This is a genomic window from Pseudoalteromonas sp. APC 3495 (assembly GCF_030407645.1).
Classification (GTDB): Bacteria; Pseudomonadota; Gammaproteobacteria; order Enterobacterales; family Alteromonadaceae; genus Pseudoalteromonas; species Pseudoalteromonas tetraodonis.
In genome coordinates this window covers 61,875-79,266 of record NZ_JASDDA010000005.1, presented here as the reverse complement: position 1 = coordinate 79,266, position 17,392 = coordinate 61,875, and the positions used below count along the sequence as shown (strand labels likewise).

The following is a 17,392-nucleotide window of genomic DNA, read 5'->3' as shown; positions in this document are numbered from 1 at the left end:
ACTGGCATCCTGCTGGTGCATAAAATGTATTTAGCTTCGTTTAGGAAGCTTACCTTCTGAGATGCTCGCATCTAATAAAGTTATAACTTTATCAAAGACTTGCTGTGCGTTGAGTTCGCTAGTATCAAGCTCAATCGCATCCTCTGCAGGTACAAGCGGCGCAACGGCGCGATTCATATCGCGATCATCACGTGCTTGAATGTCCTGTAATAGACCACTTAGTGTAACATCAAGCCCGCGCTCATTCAACTCAACAAAACGTCTGCGAGCACGTTCTTCTGCACTTGCGGTTAGAAATATCTTTAATGGCGCATCTGGAAATACCACAGTGCCCATATCGCGGCCATCGGCAATTAAACCGTTTTCTGTTCTAAACGCACGCTGGCGGCGAAGCAACGCTTCTCGAACACGCGGCAATGCGGCCACTTTCGACGCTGCAGCACCCACTTCTTCATTTCGAATAGTGGTGGTGACATCTTCGCCTTCTAAAATAATCTTTCCTGCATTAGTGTCACTGTCTATCAAAAACTGCACATCAAGATTTGCAGCTAGTGGGACAAGTGCTTCTTCGTTATCTAACGCAATTTGGTGATGAAGTGCTGCAAGTGATAGTACGCGATAAATTGCTCCGCTATCTAACACATCCCAGCCTAATTTTTCAGCCAATAGGCGACAAACAGTTCCTTTACCAGAACCACTTGGGCCATCTACGGTGATTACGGGCATTAATAACGCCGGCATTTAAAACCTCCTTCAATGCACACCAAAATAAACCGCCACATTATACGCCAATTAATAAAGATTATCCGCTTTTAGTATGTAACTTTTTATAAATACTTATAAATAGCCTATTTACTGACAGATGCTAACACTTTGAAAAATGTTGGGAATGTCTTATAAGTACAGGCCGGATCGTTAATCGTTATGGGCTTACCCCCTACCGCTACCATTGCAAAGCACATGGCAATACGGTGATCGTCGTAGGTATCTACAGCCACATTATTAAATTGCTTTGGCGGTGTGATCTCAATAAAGTCGTGCCCTTCAACCACTTCAGCCCCTACTTTTCTAAGCTCGGTGGCCATTGCATGTAAACGATCAGTTTCTTTTACCCGCCAGTTATAAATATTACGAATAGCGGTTGGCCCTTTAGCAAACAAGGCAACAGTCGCCAAGGTCATTGCAGCATCAGGTATCGCATTAGCATCTATATCGATACCGTTAAGCTCGCCTTTACGAACAACTAAACGCTCGTCATACCAATCAATTTTGGCACCAACCTGCTCCATCACTTTAGCAAAGCCAATATCACCTTGAACTGATTTAGCGCCAACGCCTTTAATTTCTATTTCGCCACCGGCAATTGCTGCAGCAGCAATAAAATAAGAAGCCGATGAAGCATCACCTTCAACCATTATGCGCTCAACCGCTTGGTATTGCTGAGCACCTTTAACGAAGAACGTGGTGTAATTATCATGCTCAACAGTTACACCAAAGCGCGCCATCACATCCAGAGTAATATCAATATAAGGCTTAGAGACTAAGGTGCCTTTAATTTTAATGTGTGTATCGCCTTTAAATAACGGCGCAGCCATGAGCAGCGCCGTTAAAAATTGACTTGAAATACTGCCGTCAATTTCGACCTCACCGCCGGCTATTTGCCCACCGATAATTTTAAGTGGCGGGTAATCTTTATTTTTTAAATAACTAACATCACCCCCGAGCGCTTGTAAAGCATCAACTAAATGCCCTATAGGGCGCTCTTCCATACGTGGCTCACCAATTAACTCATACTCCCCAGCAATCGCTGCAAGCACTGCCGTTAACGGACGGTATGCTGTACCTGCATTACCTAAAAACAGTGGTTCAGTTGGCGTTTTAAATACGCCACCTACACCTTCTACGGTCGCGATGGTTCGCTCATCATTAAGTGTCACATTCACACCGAGCTGCGCTAAGGCGCCCAACATATGACGAATATCATCACTGTCTAATAAGTTTTCTACAACCGTAGTGCCGTTTGATAGTGCAGCCAATAATAGAATGCGATTTGACAAGCTTTTCGAACCAGGCAGAGTAACACTGCCATTAACCTGTGAAATAGGCGCTAAAGAAAGTTGCTCCATTAACTATTCTCCTTGGCGAAGTTAGCCATAAAATCAACTAGGGCTTGTACGCCTTCCAATGGCATCGCGTTATAAATACTGGCACGCATCCCGCCAACAATACGATGACCTTCAAGCGCTAACAAGCCTGCTTCTTTTGACTCTTTTACAAACTTATCATTTAAGCTTTCATCAACCAGCCAAAATGGCACATTCATACGTGAACGGCAATGCTTCGCTACTTTATTGGTATAAAAATCTGAATCATCAATAAAATCATAAAGCAGCTGCGCTTTCGCAATATTATGTGCTTCCATGGCTTTTACACCGCCATTTTGTTCAAGCCATGCAAATACTTCAGCTGCTAAATACCATGCAAATGTAGGTGGGGTATTGAACATGCTACCTTGTTTTGCTTCAAGGGCATAATCTAAAATACCCGGCTTAGCTAGCCCTTCACGCTCAAGTAGCGTTTTGCGAACAATCACAATAGCAATGCCCGATGGACCGATATTTTTTTGCGCACCAGCGTAGATTAAGTCAAATTGATTAACGTCAATTTCGCGCGATAAAATAGTCGACGACATATCAGCAACAATTGGCGCCGTTGGGTGACGTGGTACATCAAAAATCTCTAGGCCATCTACTGTTTCATTGGGGCAGTAATGAATATATGCAGCATCGGCTGGTAAAACCCAATCGGCTACCTGCTTGATAGAAAATAAACCGTTATCATCATTACGTACATCAATAGCGTGGGTTTGAGTGAACTTATCGGCTTCGCTAGTTGCACTTTTTGACCAAACGCCATTTTCACAATACACCGCCTTTTTTCCATCAACGTGGAGGTTTAAAGGCACGGCACTGAATTGACCTCGACCACCACCGTGCATAAATAGCACTTCAAACTCATCACTAATATTCATTAAACGACGCAGACTAGCTTCACACTTCGCCGTTAATGCTAAAAATTCTTTACTGCGATGGCTCATTTCCATTACTGAAACGCCAAGCCCTTGCCAGTCTAAAAACTCTTTTTGTGCTTTTTGCATTACAGCCGGTGGTAACATTGCAGGACCCGCACAAAAATTATAAATACTCATTACCTTTTCCTCATTCCAGTAATTTACTGTTTAACTTGAATTAAACTAATTCAAGTGTCTTTAGTTTTTTTCAACCATATAAAAAAAGCGGCCAAGGCCGCTTTTTTCAATCTAATTATTCTGAAGGAGGATTGTCATCCGCCACTTCATCAATAACTGTATCTACTGTTTCAACGTCTTCGATATCAACCAAGTCACTTTCAGTCACTTCAATCTCTTCTATACGTTGTAAACCAACTACTTGCTCTTCGTCAATAGTTCTGATCAAAATAACACCTTGGGTGTTACGTCCAACCGTAGAAACTTCATTAACGCGAGTACGTACTAAGGTACCACGATTCGAAATAATCATTATTTCGTCGTTGTCATCAACCTGTACAGCACCAACAACAGCACCGTTACGCTCACTCACTTTGATTGATACAACACCTTGAGTTGCACGACTCTTAGATGGGTAATCTTCAAGTTGGGTACGCTTGCCGTAGCCATTTTCTGTCACTGTTAATATTGCACCATCATTCTTTGGTACAATAAGTGATACAACACGCTGATCGTCTGGCATCTTAATACCACGAACACCCGTTGCAGTACGGCCCATAGGACGTACACCTTTGAAACGGATTTCAGGCTTACCTTCTTCATCAAGAACAGGGTTACCATTTTCATCAACAACAGCTGTTTCTTCAGCTTCTTTAAAGCGAACAACTTTACCCGCATCAGTGAACAACATAATTTCGTTGCTGCCATCGGTAATATCAACACCGATTAAGCTATCACCTTCGTTTAAGTTAACCGCAATAATACCGCTTGCACGTTGACGACTGTATGCCGTTAATGGCGTTTTCTTAACCGTACCGAACGCCGTAGCCATAAAGATGTATTTATCATCTTCATAATCGCGTACTGGCAGGATTGCAGTAATACGTTCATCTGCTTCAAGTGGTAATAAGTTAACAATTGGCTTACCGCGCGCTGCACGACTGGCAAGTGGCAACTGGTATACTTTAAGCCAATATAAACGACCCGCTGTAGAGAAACAAAGAATAGTATCGTGCGTATTGGCAACCAATAAACGTTCAATGAAATCTTCATCTTTCATCTTAGTTGCTGATTTACCTTTACCACCACGACGCTGCGCTTCGTAATCAGTTAATGCTTGATACTTAACGTACCCTTCATGTGAAAGCGTAACAACTACGTTTTCTTCGTTGATTAAATCTTCAAGGCTTATATCGTGTGCTGCAGCATTTATTTCAGTGCGGCGCTCATCACCATATTGCTCTTTAATTTCAACGAGCTCATCACGAATAACTTCCATTAAACGCTCTGGATTTGCCAAAATGAATAATAACTCGGCAATCAACTCAAGTAATGATTGATATTCGGTAAGAATTTTTTCGTGTTCAAGACCAGTAAGTTTGTGTAAACGTAAGTCTAATATTGCTTGAGCTTGTTGCTCAGAAATATAGTACTGACCATCACGAATACCAAGCTCGCTTGCTAACCAATCTGGGCGTGCTACGTTGTCTTCGCCTGCTTTATCAAGCATGGCTTTAACATTACCTAATTCCCATGGACGCGCTGTTAATGCAACTTTTGCCTCAGCAGGTGTTGGCGACTTACGGATAAGTTCGATAATTGGGTCAATGTTAGCCAGTGCAATCGCTAAACCTTCTAGCGTATGCGCACGGTCGCGGGCTTTGCGTAAATCAAATACCGTACGACGGGTAACAACTTCACGGCGGTGGATAATAAATTCTTCAAGCATTTCTTTTAAGTTGAAACACTTAGGTTGGTTATTAATTAACGCAACCATATTCATACCAAACACTGTTTGTAACTGAGTTTGTGAATAAAGGTTGTTTAAAATAACTTCACCTACGTCACCACGTTTGATCTCGATAACGATACGCATACCGTCTTTATCTGATTCATCACGTAATGCGCTGATCCCTTCAATTTTTTTATCTTTAACTAGCTCGGCGATTTTTTCAATCAAACGTGCTTTGTTAACTTGGTAAGGGATTTCATGAACAATAATGGTTTCGCGACCCGTCTTTTCATCGGTTTCGATGTCAGCACGCGCACGCATGTACACTTTACCACGACCGGTTTGATAAGCTTGTTCAATGCCTTTTTTACCGTTAATAATCGCCGCAGTTGGGAAATCAGGCCCAGGAATGTAATCCATTAACTCAGTAATGGTCAATTCAGGGTTTTGAATAAGCGCTAAACAGCCATTCACGACTTCTGTTAAGTTATGTGGCGGAATATTTGTTGCCATACCAACCGCAATACCTGATGAACCATTAACTAATAGGTTAGGTATTTTAGTGGGTAACACATCAGGAATTTGCTCTGTGCCATCGTAGTTAGGCACAAAATCAACCGTTTCTTTTTCAAGATCGGCTAATAATTCGTGCGACATTTTTGCCATACGTACTTCTGTATAACGCATTGCCGCTGCTGAATCACCATCAACCGAACCAAAGTTACCCTGACCATCTACTAGCATGTAACGCAGTGAGAATGGCTGAGCCATACGTACGATGGTGTCATAAACTGCACTGTCGCCGTGTGGGTGGTATTTACCGATTACGTCACCGACCACACGGGCCGATTTTTTGTAAGGCTTGTTCCAGTCATTACTAAGCTCGTTCATTGCAAACAAAACGCGGCGGTGAACAGGTTTTAAACCGTCACGTACGTCTGGTAATGCACGTCCTACAATTACACTCATGGCGTAATCTAAGTAGGAGTTTTTTAACTCGTCTTCAATATTGACTGGCAGAATTTCATTGGCGAGATCAGTCATTTGATATCACATTCCTTCAGTATCAGCTCTTAACAACCCAGTATTAGGTATTAAGAGTGTTTGTTATTATTTCTAAGTAACCATGCTATCACAATTAATTTTAATTTACAGGCGCAAAACTTTGCGATTTATCAATTTAGGCCTATATAATGGCCTCAGATTGACGAGGAAGTATTTTATGACCGAACATCAAAATGTAGATAACGCAGAAATAGCAAAGTTTGAAGCCATCGCAGAACGTTGGTGGGATTTAGAAGGCGAATTTAAGCCGCTTCACGAAATTAATCCATTACGATTAGATTTCATCGCAGACAAAACCAAAGGATTATTTGATAAAGAAACCCTAGATGTAGGATGTGGTGGTGGCATTTTAAGTCACAGCATGGCGCGAATGGGCGCAAACGTAACAGGTATCGATATGGGGCAAGAGCCTTTAACTGTCGCCAAGTTACACAGCTTAGAAACAAGTGTCCCCGTTGAGTATATAAAAGTACCTGCAGAGCAGTTTGCAGATGAGCACCCTGAGCGCTTTGATGTGATCACTTGTATGGAAATGTTAGAGCACGTCCCCGACCCTGCTTCTATTATTCATGCGGTGGCTAAATTAGCAAAACCTGGGGCTGATGTTTTTTTCTCTACTCTTAATAAAACCCCAAAAGCTTACTTATACGCTATTGTCGGTGCAGAAAAACTGTTAAAAATGGTCCCAGAGGGTACCCATGACCATAAAAAGTTTATTAAACCTGCACAATTAATTGCATGGGCAGAGCAAGCTGGCTTAAAAGTACGTGCCAGTGCTGGTTTAAGTTACAACCCGCTTTCTAAGCAATACACAATGAATGATGATGTAAGCGTAAATTATATGCTGCATTTTGAGAAGTTAGCGTAATGGCAAGCTCTCAAACCCCCATTGTCCCAATGGAATATCAAGCATTGCTGTTTGACTTAGATGGCACTTTACTCGATACCGCTGATGATTTAGGCGCCGCACTAAACACCGTGCTGCAAAATCATCAACAGCCCCAAGTGGGCAGTGATATATATCGCCCCGCGGCTTCAAACGGTGCTGCCGCTTTATTGGCTGCTGGTTTTAAAGAAAGCTGGGCACAACAGCCGCAAGAGCAACTTTTACATGAGCTAGTCACGCAATACGCTGCCAATATTGCCACCCATACTCGATGTTTTGTAGGAATAGAGCAATTACTAATCGCACTTGATAACAAAGCAATACCCTGGGGAATTATGACTAATAAGCCCGGATTTTTAACTGATCCTTTAGTCAAGGCGATTCCTGCATTAAAAAATGCACGTATTGTGATAAGCGGTGATACCTTAGCTGAATCTAAGCCCTCACCCCTTCCTTTACTGTATTGCGCTGAGCAAATGAGTGTTGATCCTTCGCGCTGCCTATATATAGGTGATGCGCAGCGTGACATTCAAGCAGGTAAAGCAGCCAATATGCACACCGCAACCGCACTATGGGGATATGTACCGAGTGTTGACGAGGCATTGGCTTGGAATGCGGATTTTAATTGGCACAGTCCTATAGATGCATTTAACCACATATAGTGCCATGTTAATTAATAAACACTACATATTGTGATTGTGTTAGTTTTTACGCAAAGCTTGATGATAAAAAAAGCAGACAAAATTTATTTTAAAAAAGCGTAAATTTAATCTTTCCTTAGTTGATTTTTACAAATTTCAACTTAACCGATTGATCAAAGGTTAATGCCTACTAACACAATTACGTTATCCCAACGTTATCCACAATGAGAGCGGTTTCTGTCCCTTGCAAAAGATACCAGACCACACTATCTTGTGATCTCTAATTTGAACAACACCAGATATTGTGGCTAAATGTTATTCAATTAAATTCACCAAACCGGTGAAAATAACAATAAACGAATAGGCACTGCGCTTTTTTAGGTGCACGCATTGGTCAAAAATATTTAATTCCCAAGGAATACAGGCAAAGCTATGAACCAACAGTTATCTGTAAGCAAACGTGACGGTCGTAAAGAGCCACTCGATCTTGATAAGATCCATCGCGTTATTGAATGGGCCGCCGAAGGTTTAAATAACGTTTCGGTTTCACAAGTTGAACTTAAATCGCATATTCAATTTTATGACGGTATTCGTACTAAAGACATCCACGAAACGATTATTAAAGCCGCTGCGGATCAGATCTCAAAAGAATCACCTGATTATCAGTATCTTGCTGCTCGTTTAGCTGTATTCCATTTACGTAAAAAAGCGTATGGCCAATTTGAGCCACCGCGTCTTTTTGACCACGTTACCAACATGGTTGAACAAAAACGCTACGACGCACATTTGCTTGTTGATTACACAGAGCAAGAACTTGATGAACTAGATGCTTACTTAGATCATTCACGCGATCTTAACTTTAGCTATGCAGCCGTGAAACAGCTTGAAGGTAAATACCTAGTTCAAAACCGTGTTACCGGTGAAATTTACGAAAGCGCACAGTTTTTATACATCTTAGTAGCGGCAAGCTTATTCTCAGATTATCCACGTGATACGCGTATTGATTACATCAAACGTTTTTACGATGCGGTTTCATTATTTAAAATTTCTTTACCTACGCCAATTATGTCGGGTGTACGTACGCCAACACGTCAGTTCAGCTCATGTGTACTGATTGAGTGTGGTGACAGCTTAGATTCAATTAATGCGACATCATCAGCGATTGTTAAATACGTTTCTCAACGTGCTGGTATTGGTATTAATGCCGGACGTATTCGTGCATTAGGTAGCCCTATTCGCAATGGCGAAGCGTACCACACTGGCTGTATTCCGTTTTATAAGCATTTTCAAACAGCCGTTAAAAGCTGTTCGCAAGGCGGTGTACGTGGCGGAGCCGCTACTTTATTCTACCCGCTTTGGCATTTAGAAGTAGAAAACCTACTGGTACTTAAAAACAACCGTGGTGTTGATGATAACCGCGTACGTCACCTAGACTACGGTGTGCAGTTTAATAAACTAATGTATTCGCGTTTAATTAAAGACGATTACATTACCTTATTCAGTCCATCAGACGTGCCGGGCCTTTACGATGCATTCTTTGAAGATCAAGATGAATTTGATGCACTTTATGTAAAGTATGAGCAAGACGAGTCAATTCGTAAAAAACGTATTAAAGCCATTGAACTGTTTTCTATGTTTGCTCAAGAACGTGCCAGCACCGGTCGTATTTACTTACAAAATGTTGACCACTGTAATACGCATAGTCCATTTATCTCGAAAGTGGCGCCTATTCGTCAATCTAACTTATGTTTAGAAATTGCATTACCGACTAAACCACTAAGTAATGTAAACGACGAAGAAGGTGAAATTGCCTTATGTACCTTGTCTGCATTTAACTTAGGCGCGATTGAGTCACTGGATGAATTAGAAGAGTTAGCTGAGCTTGCCGTTCGTGCACTAGATAACTTACTTGATTTCCAAGACTACCCAGTACCGGCGGCAAAAAATGCCACTATGGGACGTCGTACCCTAGGTATAGGTGTGATTAACTACGCTTACTACTTAGCTAAAAACGGTAAGCGTTACTCAGATGGCAGCGCAAATGCACTCACGCACAAAACATTTGAAGCGATTCAGTACTACTTAATGAAAGCATCTAATGAGCTTGCAAAAGAGCGTGGAGCATGTCCTAAATTTAACGAAACTACGTACTCACAAGGTATTATGCCAACAGATACGTACAAGCGTGATTTAGATAAAATTTGTGATGAACCACTGCACCTTGATTGGGATACGTTACGTGCCAGCATTAAAGAGCACGGTATGCGTAACTCAACGCTGAGCGCATTAATGCCATCAGAAACATCATCGCAAATCTCAAATGCAACCAATGGTATTGAGCCACCACGTGGCCATATTAGTGTTAAAGCAAGTAAAGACGGTATTTTAAAGCAGGTTGTCCCTGAGTACGAACGCCTTAAAGATAACTATGAATTACTGTGGGATATTCCATCAAACGATGGTTACTTACAATTAGTAGGCATAATGCAGAAATTTATCGACCAAACAATTTCAGCAAATACTAATTATGATCCAAACAGATACGAAGGCGGTAGAGTACCTATGAAAGTCTTACTAAAAGACTTACTTGGTGCCTACAAGCTAGGTGTTAAAACACTGTATTACCATAATACCCGCGATGGCGCATCAGATGCTCAAGAAGACACTCCAGAAGTGGAAGATGATGATTGTGCAGGCGGCGCGTGTAAAATTTAATAGTTAAACTTAAAGCGGGCGCCTTGCCCGCTTTGTCCTGATAGTTTTAGTGATAGTTTTTTGAGTGATAAACATGTCTTATACTACTTTTAGCAGAAATCATAATAACCAAATGCAAGAGCCAATGTTTTTTGGTCAAACCGTTAACGTGTCACGTTACGATCAACAAAAATACCCTATTTTTGAAAAATTAATTGAAAAACAATTGTCTTTCTTTTGGCGACCTGAAGAAGTTGATGTAAGTAAAGACCGTTTAGACTTTCAAGCGCTTCCCGATCACGAGAAGCATATATTTTTAAGCAACTTAAAATACCAAACGTTGCTTGATAGTGTTCAAGGTCGTTCGCCTAACGTAGCACTATTACCAATTGTGTCTATTCCTGAGCTAGAAACATGGATTGAGACATGGGCGTTTAGTGAAACTATTCATAGTCGTTCGTACACCCATATTATTCGTAACGTAACTCAAGCACCTGAACTCATTTTTGATGACATTGTTAGCAATGAAAAAATTAGTGAGCGTGCCGATGCCGTTACTACTTATTATGATGACCTAATCAATTCTGTATCGCTTTACAACCTATACGGTGAAGGCAAACACGAAATTAATGGCCAAACCGTAGTCGTTAATTTATTTGAGCTGAAAAAGAAATTGTACCTGGCCATGATGTCAGTGAACATCCTTGAAGCTATTCGCTTTTATGTGAGCTTTGCCTGTTCATTTGCGTTTGCAGAGCGTGAATTGATGGAAGGTAATGCTAAAATTATAAAGCTTATTGCCCGTGATGAAGCACTTCACCTTTCAGGTACTCAGCATATTTTAAATATCATGCAAGATGGCAAAGATGACCCTGAAATGGCGATTGTTGCCGCACAATGCCGTGAAGAAGCAATTAAGATGTTTGTTGAAGCCGCAGAGCAAGAGAAAGAATGGGCCGAGTACCTATTCAAAGATGGCTCGATGATTGGTTTGAATAAACACATTCTATGTCAGTACGTTGAATACATTACCAATGCGCGTATGACCGCGATTGGTCTACCTGCACAGTTTGAAAATAACAGCAACCCTATTCCGTGGATCAACTCATGGTTAGTGTCGGATAATGTGCAAGTTGCTCCTCAAGAGGCCGAAATTAGCTCATACTTAGTTGGTCAAATTGATTCACAAGTAGATGCCGATGAATTTGGTGACTTTGATTTATAATGACTGATAGAACGACTGCAAGTATTACGCTTGCAGATAACAGCCAGCGTATTGATTTTGCCGCTGGCTGCCCTTCTCTTTTACATTGCCTAGAATCGAATAAAATTGATGCCGCTTACCAGTGCCGTGAGGGATATTGTGGTGCGTGTCGTGCTACGCTTGTCTCTGGTGAAGTCAATTACAATGAAGAACCGTTAGCCTTTGTGCGTGATGGTGAAATACTATTGTGTTGCTGCAAGCCCAATGGTGATATCAGTATTAATTTAAAGTAACTAGCAAACCACACAGTATAATGCCTAACAGCTCGCTTTATTCACTTACCTGTTTCTGCAATTATTACTCAAGTAATCGCGATTATAGCCGTGTTATTTACTCTGAATAAGCAGCAGGTACAAATCGGTAATGACCCGTAATTGTATAAGCAAAAAGCATATCGCTCATTTCAGGTCCGCGACCAATATTGTGCACAATAAGCGGGTGACCACTGTCCTGCGCTATTTGATTAACGACCATACCTATGTGCGGTAAATTGCCTGGCAGCATCCAAGTGACTATGTCACCGGTTTTATAATCTGCTGCATTAAGCGATTTAGTTAACACTTGAGCATGGCGCTCAAAGTAAACCTGTAAGTTAGGTACACGTCGATGATCAATGTTTTTATCTGGCTTGGTTAATCCCCAAATACGCTTAGAAGGATATGCGCGAAAATTGGCCTGCATGTCTTCATGTACTAACTTTTGCAAATCAATACCAAGCTGTCGATAGGATCGAATTATAACATCGGTACATACACCAATATTAGCGGGTACATCGCCACCAGGGTATTCAAGCCTATGATAGGCGCCATCGTAAGTTACTTGTTGCGTTGTTCTGTGTATCAATGCGTTGACAATATCATGATTAAAATCGGCTGCCTTTACATCAAGGGCAGATAAAGCTAGTAAATAGAGCACAAAGCGCGACATATAAATTCCTTTTATAATATTTATTAACTAAAGCTGTTGAGTAATATAGTCAGGAATATTAAATTTATTTCCATTGCTGGTAAAGTGCGCATCAAGTGCATAGGCCATTTTTTCAAGCGGAGCATCATCATAACCACAGGTTTGGATTTCATTGATGTAGCGCATAATAAAAGCGTGAGCACCGAGCTCGCGCCATTGAACGACATGAGCCAGCTCATGAAAATGCACTCTTAAATTACGCGCAACATGAGGTAATATGTAATAAGTGTTTTTATAGGTGATCCCTGCTACATCCATGTCAATAAAATCGCTTAAACCAATTTCACGTAAACCAGTAAAGTCAGGCTTGGGAATGTGTTCAACAACCACATAAAATGCAGTTTTCAAAAAATCATGCGGGTAAAAGCCAGCAAATTCGCTAACAAATGTATCACAACATATTCTTTGATCAACATACTCGCTATTCGTTTTATCAATCCATTGTTCTATTTGCGCTAGCATGTTTTCTCCAAAAAATTTGCTTAGTGACTTAATTTAAGCATAAACATTTAATGACGCAGAATTTGCTTTTATCAATAAAAAAGCGCCAATGGTATTATTACTGACGCTTATTAGAATGATAAATACAAAGTAACGCTTTAAACTAACCTTCTTCTTCAACCAATGATTCTAATAACTCATGGATCTCTGATTTTAATTCTTTGTCTTCAATTTTATTTGCATTGATTTTAGCATCTTGCAGATTTTTAATTGCCGCTTCTTTATCACCCAGCTCAAGCTGTAAAGTAGCCATAGAAAAGGCAACAGACGACATATGATCTTTGTTATTAATTTCTATCGACTTCTGTAACGCTTTTTCGTAAGTCTCGATAGCTTCTTCTAGCTCTTCGGTGAAATCAGCCAATGTTTCCCACTGAACAGGGTGATCTTTCGCTGTATTTTCGTTTTCAATACAAATAGCTTTTAGCTCAGCATATAAAGATTCAAACTGTTTAGTATCATTTTTATTAGCCGCTGCCATCAGCTTTTCCGCCAAATCGTGAACCGCTTTGTATACTTTAGTATTCATAATTACTCGCTACCTTATTAACGCGCCTTTTTTGACTTATTAAAGGCATCGTATTCGAAATATATTCCCTAATAGTACATTATTATTAAGCGCTGCGTTGTTACAAAAGTATTATAAGCGATAAAAACAGAGGTTTAATTTAAAAACCTGGATATTACAGTGCTACACTTAACGCTTAATTTAAGTCGCAATAGTAAATACCTACCCTATGCAAAATTGCAATCAATGCGGTAAATGCTGCACTAAATATGGTGCGGCAGATTTAGATACAAATCAGGATGAAATTGAAATGTGGGCGTTATTCAACCCAGAAATATTTCAATATGTTAAAAACGATCAGTTATGGTTTGATCCCAAAACAGGCGAGCAATTAACGCAATGCCCATTTTTAGTACTTAGCAGTAAAAAATATCCACAAGAAAAAGATAAATATACATGCAGTATTTACCATGACCGTCCTCAAGATTGCCGACACTACCCAAGTTTAATTTCAGAAATGATAAACGATGACTGTGAAATGCTTGAACCAATCGATAAACAAAATCCTTTCAAAGCACAAAAAAAATTAGACATACTAATGATAGACAGCCGCTCTTAAGCGAATAAATATAACAAATGCACTGATCTGTAATAATGAGCTGGTAATGTAAATTTAACGCGATTATTTTGCCATTCAACGCAAAATTAAAAGTTATAGTATAACATTGTTGATGATGCCATTTTGTAGTGTTATATTATATCACAACATAACAACCACGATTCGAAGTAATTATGACAAAGTTAACACTCATATCCTCAGCGCTACTGTCTGTTTTGTGTTCTCACTCTGCCCTAGCAGCAACGATTAACGGCACAGTAACAGATTCAAAAAAACAACCTATTGCTAATGCAACTATCCATGTTCATGGAAAGTCACAAAGCGTGAAAAGCAATGAACAAGGTCAGTTTAGCATCGACATAGATGCTAAAAGCCAATTACATATTAGTAAAGATAACTACATCGATTCACGTATATCGCTTGAGAATGTAGACGATACAATTACTGTTACATTAAAGCCGTCTTCGGTTGAAACTGTGGTTGTGTATGCCTCGGCACTGCATAAAAATAGCTTAGAAATGATTTCACCTGTGAGCGTACTATCAGGGGATGAACTAAAAAATAAAGCGAAACCGACCCTAGGTGAAACACTTAAAGGAATACCAGGAGTAAACGCGAGTTATTTCGGCCCAGTGTCTTCAAGTCCGATTATTCGTGGCCTAGGTGGTCCTCGTGTTAAAATTACTCAAAACGGTTTAGATAGCAGTGATGCATCACGTATTGGTCCAGATCACGCGACATCAAGTGATAGCTTAGCCGCTGAACAAATTGAAGTACTACGAGGCCCAAGCACCCTACTATATGGCTCTGGTGCTATTGGCGGTGTAGTAAATGTGGTTGATAACCGTATTCCAACCAATAATATTGACGCACTCTCGGGAGCGGCACAATACACACACGATACCGTTTCAAATGCGAACACCTATGCGGCAAAATTAGAAACAGGCAGCAATAACTTTAATTTTCATTTTGATGGCACCAAACGCAGTGGTGATGACTATCAAACGCCTCGCTTTAACCTACCAGATGAACATGAAGAAGGTGAAGTACACATTGAGGGCGATGAAGAAACAGCCACTTCAGTTGAAAATACTTTTATCGACAGTGAAACAGTGAACTTTGGTACCAGCTATGTCGGTGAGCATTTAACCGTTGGCTTTTCATACGGCAATATTGAAACAGACTATGGCATTCCAGGGCATTCACATGATCACGGTCATGCCCATGAAGAAGAAGGCGATCATGAAGATCATGCGGATGAAGAACATATAGAAACTCCCGTTTATGCTCATTTAGAGCAAGATCGTTGGCAAGGACTGGTAAGTTATGCATTTCATGATAACTGGATTGAATCGATTAATCTTCGTCTTGGCTACACCGACTACACTCACAGTGAAATTGAAGATGGCGCGATTGGCACCACGTTTAGTAACGAAACCACAGAAGCACGTTTAAATGTAGAGCATCAGTTAAGCCAATGGCATGGCATGATTGGCTATCACTATAGTGAATCTGATTACGATGCAATTGGCGAAGAAGCGTTTACGCCTGCAAGTGTCACTACCACCCATGCGTTATATCTACTTGAAGAACGCACATTTGGCGATGTCACCGTAGAGCTTGGCGCCCGCCTAGAAGATTATGATATCAAAAGTGATGTAGATACACATCAGCACAGCCATGATGAACAACCTGTATCGGCAGATGAGACCATTAACTACACCGAAAGCTTTACTAATGTAAGTGCCTCAGCAGGTGCGATTTGGGAGTATATGCCAAGTCACAATCTAGCCGTTAGCTTGTCACATTCAGAGCGTGCACCTCTTTCAGCTGAGTTACTCTCTAATGGTGTGCATGTTGCCACAGGTACTTATGAGCTTGGCTTGGGCTATCATATTGAAGGGGCAGAAGCGCATTTTGAACCTGAAGAAATTAAACAAGAGACCTCTACCAATCTTGATATTAGTTTACGTCGTTTTAGCGGTGACTTTGGCTACACCGTCAACTTTTTCTATAACGATATTAAAAACTTTTATTATCAACAAAACACCGGATTAGTGTTTGATGAGATGGATGGCTTTGAGTCTGCTGCCAATGGACACAGCGATGCAATTGATGTTTATCAATTTACCAGTAAAGATGCGCAGCTTTATGGTTTTGAATTTGATGCACATTATCAAATAAACCCCAGCGCCATGGTAAAAGTATTTGGTGACTCTACTCGCGCCAAACTAAAAGATAATGAAGGTAATTTACCACGTATCCCTGCCAATAAATTGGGCTCAGAACTACAATATACCCTAGGTAATGCGCAATTTACCTTAACAGGAACCCATTACTTTGAGCAAAATGATATTAGTGCTTACGAAACGGCAACGGATGGCTATACATTAATTGATTTACAAGCCAATTATCAACTTGATTTAGGCGCAGTTGACACGCAGCTATACCTAAGTGTTGATAACATTACTGATGAACTTGGTTTTGTACATAGTTCATTTATTAAAGATACGGCACCTCTTCCTGGACGTAACTTCCAATTTGGCGTTAGAGGCTACTTTTAAAACGCGCTCATTTTTAATCAGACAATAAAAAACCGCATTCGTAATAATGAATGCGGTTTTTTTACAACTAAATTCTAATTAAAGAATCGCGTGTAACTCAACGTCAAATACTAGAGTTGAGTAAGGTGCGATTGCAGCACCGGCACCACGTTCACCATAAGCAAGCTCATGAGGAACGTATAAACGCCATTTAGTACCTACTGGCATCATTTGTAATGCTTCAGTCCAACCTTTGATCACGCCACCTACTGGGAATTCAGCAGGTTGACCGCGCTCGTATGAGCTATCAAAAACAGTACCGTTTACTAAAGTACCGTGGTAATCAACACGTACTGTAGACTCTGCAGTTGGCTTTTCGCCTTCACCTGTTGCAAGTACTTCGTACTGAAGACCTGACTCAGTAACTGTAATTTCAGGACGTTTTGCGTTTTCTTCTAAAAATGCAATACCTTCAGCAGCCAATACTTTAGCTTCTTCTTCACGACGAGCTTGGATCTCTTCGTTGATTTTCTCAAATGCAGCTTGGATCTCAGGGATCTCTACTTGAAAAGCACTGCCTGCATACGCATCTTTCATGCCTTCAAATACTGAATTTAAGTTTAAACCTTCAAAAGGGTTAGCCTTAAGTTGCTCACCCATTTGTAAGCCAATACCGTAACTTGCTTTTTCAGCATCTGTAGTAAAATTATCTGACATAATGTGTTA

At 40.6% G+C, this 17,392-nt stretch carries 15 protein-coding genes; 7 read left to right on the top strand and 8 right to left on the bottom strand.

The genetic code is table 11. The features are described 5' to 3' along the window. Positions 1-30 precede the first annotated feature (30 nt). The 4 genes from cmk to gyrA all read right to left on the bottom strand — a co-directional run bounded on the left by cmk (position 31) and on the right by gyrA (position 6,023). Positions 31-741 (bottom strand): (d)CMP kinase, encoded by a 711-nt coding sequence (cmk, locus tag QL984_RS03380; RefSeq protein WP_016899929.1) that lies wholly within the window; start codon positions 739-741, stop codon positions 31-33. Between the two features lie 107 nt (positions 742-848). Beyond that, a complete protein-coding gene (gene aroA / locus QL984_RS03375; RefSeq protein WP_138764096.1) occupies positions 849-2,126 on the bottom strand; it encodes a 3-phosphoshikimate 1-carboxyvinyltransferase in 1,278 nt (425 codons plus the stop codon). Further along, positions 2,126-3,208 carry a 3-phosphoserine/phosphohydroxythreonine transaminase gene (serC, locus tag QL984_RS03370; protein ID WP_138764095.1) on the bottom strand — a complete coding sequence of 361 codons (1,083 nt, stop codon included), beginning with the start codon at positions 3,206-3,208 and terminating at the stop codon, positions 2,126-2,128. The genes aroA and serC overlap by 1 nt, the downstream gene beginning before the upstream one ends. Positions 3,209-3,323: 115 nt before the next feature. Then, positions 3,324-6,023 (bottom strand): DNA topoisomerase (ATP-hydrolyzing) subunit A, encoded by a 2,700-nt coding sequence (gene gyrA, locus QL984_RS03365; protein WP_008465686.1) that lies wholly within the window; start codon positions 6,021-6,023, stop codon positions 3,324-3,326. Between the two features lie 178 nt (positions 6,024-6,201). On the opposite strand from gyrA, the gene ubiG reads away from it, so the two are divergent. From ubiG to yfaE, 5 genes are all read left to right on the top strand, one after another. After that, positions 6,202-6,912: a bifunctional 2-polyprenyl-6-hydroxyphenol methylase/3-demethylubiquinol 3-O-methyltransferase UbiG gene (ubiG, locus tag QL984_RS03360; protein ID WP_028835280.1), complete on the top strand. Its 711-nt coding sequence runs from the start codon at positions 6,202-6,204 to the stop codon at positions 6,910-6,912. Further along, a complete protein-coding gene (locus QL984_RS03355; RefSeq protein WP_058154559.1) occupies positions 6,912-7,592 on the top strand; it encodes an HAD-IA family hydrolase in 681 nt (226 codons plus the stop codon). Before ubiG ends, QL984_RS03355 begins: the two co-directional genes overlap by 1 nt. A 411-nt stretch (positions 7,593-8,003) precedes the next feature. After that, positions 8,004-10,286 (top strand): class 1a ribonucleoside-diphosphate reductase subunit alpha, encoded by a 2,283-nt coding sequence (nrdA, locus tag QL984_RS03350; protein WP_076919570.1) that lies wholly within the window; start codon positions 8,004-8,006, stop codon positions 10,284-10,286. 73 nt (positions 10,287-10,359) lie between these two features. Continuing rightward, entirely contained in the window at positions 10,360-11,490 is a 1,131-nt protein-coding gene (nrdB, locus tag QL984_RS03345) for a class Ia ribonucleoside-diphosphate reductase subunit beta (protein WP_131690997.1), read from the top strand. Then, complete coding sequence (gene yfaE / locus QL984_RS03340) at positions 11,490-11,762, top strand: class I ribonucleotide reductase maintenance protein YfaE (protein ID WP_076919572.1); 273 nt, start codon at positions 11,490-11,492, stop codon at positions 11,760-11,762. Before nrdB ends, yfaE begins: the two co-directional genes overlap by 1 nt. 97 nt (positions 11,763-11,859) lie before the next feature. On the opposite strand, the gene QL984_RS03335 is transcribed toward yfaE, so the two are convergent. The 3 genes from QL984_RS03335 to QL984_RS03325 all read right to left on the bottom strand — a co-directional run bounded on the left by QL984_RS03335 (position 11,860) and on the right by QL984_RS03325 (position 13,525). Further along, entirely contained in the window at positions 11,860-12,456 is a 597-nt protein-coding gene (locus QL984_RS03335; RefSeq protein WP_013464871.1) for a DUF1287 domain-containing protein, read from the bottom strand. A 27-nt stretch (positions 12,457-12,483) separates the two neighbouring features. Further along, entirely contained in the window at positions 12,484-12,957 is a 474-nt protein-coding gene (locus QL984_RS03330; protein ID WP_013464870.1) for a hypothetical protein, read from the bottom strand. Between the two features lie 142 nt (positions 12,958-13,099). After that, positions 13,100-13,525 (bottom strand): tetratricopeptide repeat protein, encoded by a 426-nt coding sequence (locus tag QL984_RS03325; RefSeq protein ID WP_171046527.1) that lies wholly within the window; start codon positions 13,523-13,525, stop codon positions 13,100-13,102. Between the two features lie 208 nt (positions 13,526-13,733). Between QL984_RS03325 and QL984_RS03320 the strand changes: the two genes are divergently transcribed. Continuing rightward, entirely contained in the window at positions 13,734-14,123 is a 390-nt protein-coding gene (locus tag QL984_RS03320; RefSeq protein ID WP_008465669.1) for a YkgJ family cysteine cluster protein, read from the top strand. Between the two features lie 173 nt (positions 14,124-14,296). Beyond that, positions 14,297-16,687, top strand: a complete 2,391-nt coding sequence (locus QL984_RS03315; RefSeq protein ID WP_058154556.1) for a TonB-dependent receptor — start codon at positions 14,297-14,299, stop codon at positions 16,685-16,687. Between the two features lie 78 nt (positions 16,688-16,765). Here the strand turns inward: QL984_RS03315 and QL984_RS03310 are convergent, their stop codons facing one another. Beyond that, the gene (locus QL984_RS03310) at positions 16,766-17,383 is read right to left on the bottom strand and encodes an FKBP-type peptidyl-prolyl cis-trans isomerase (RefSeq protein ID WP_008112467.1); all 618 of its coding nucleotides are present in this window, start codon (positions 17,381-17,383) and stop codon (positions 16,766-16,768) included. Positions 17,384-17,392: the final 9 nt, after the last annotated feature.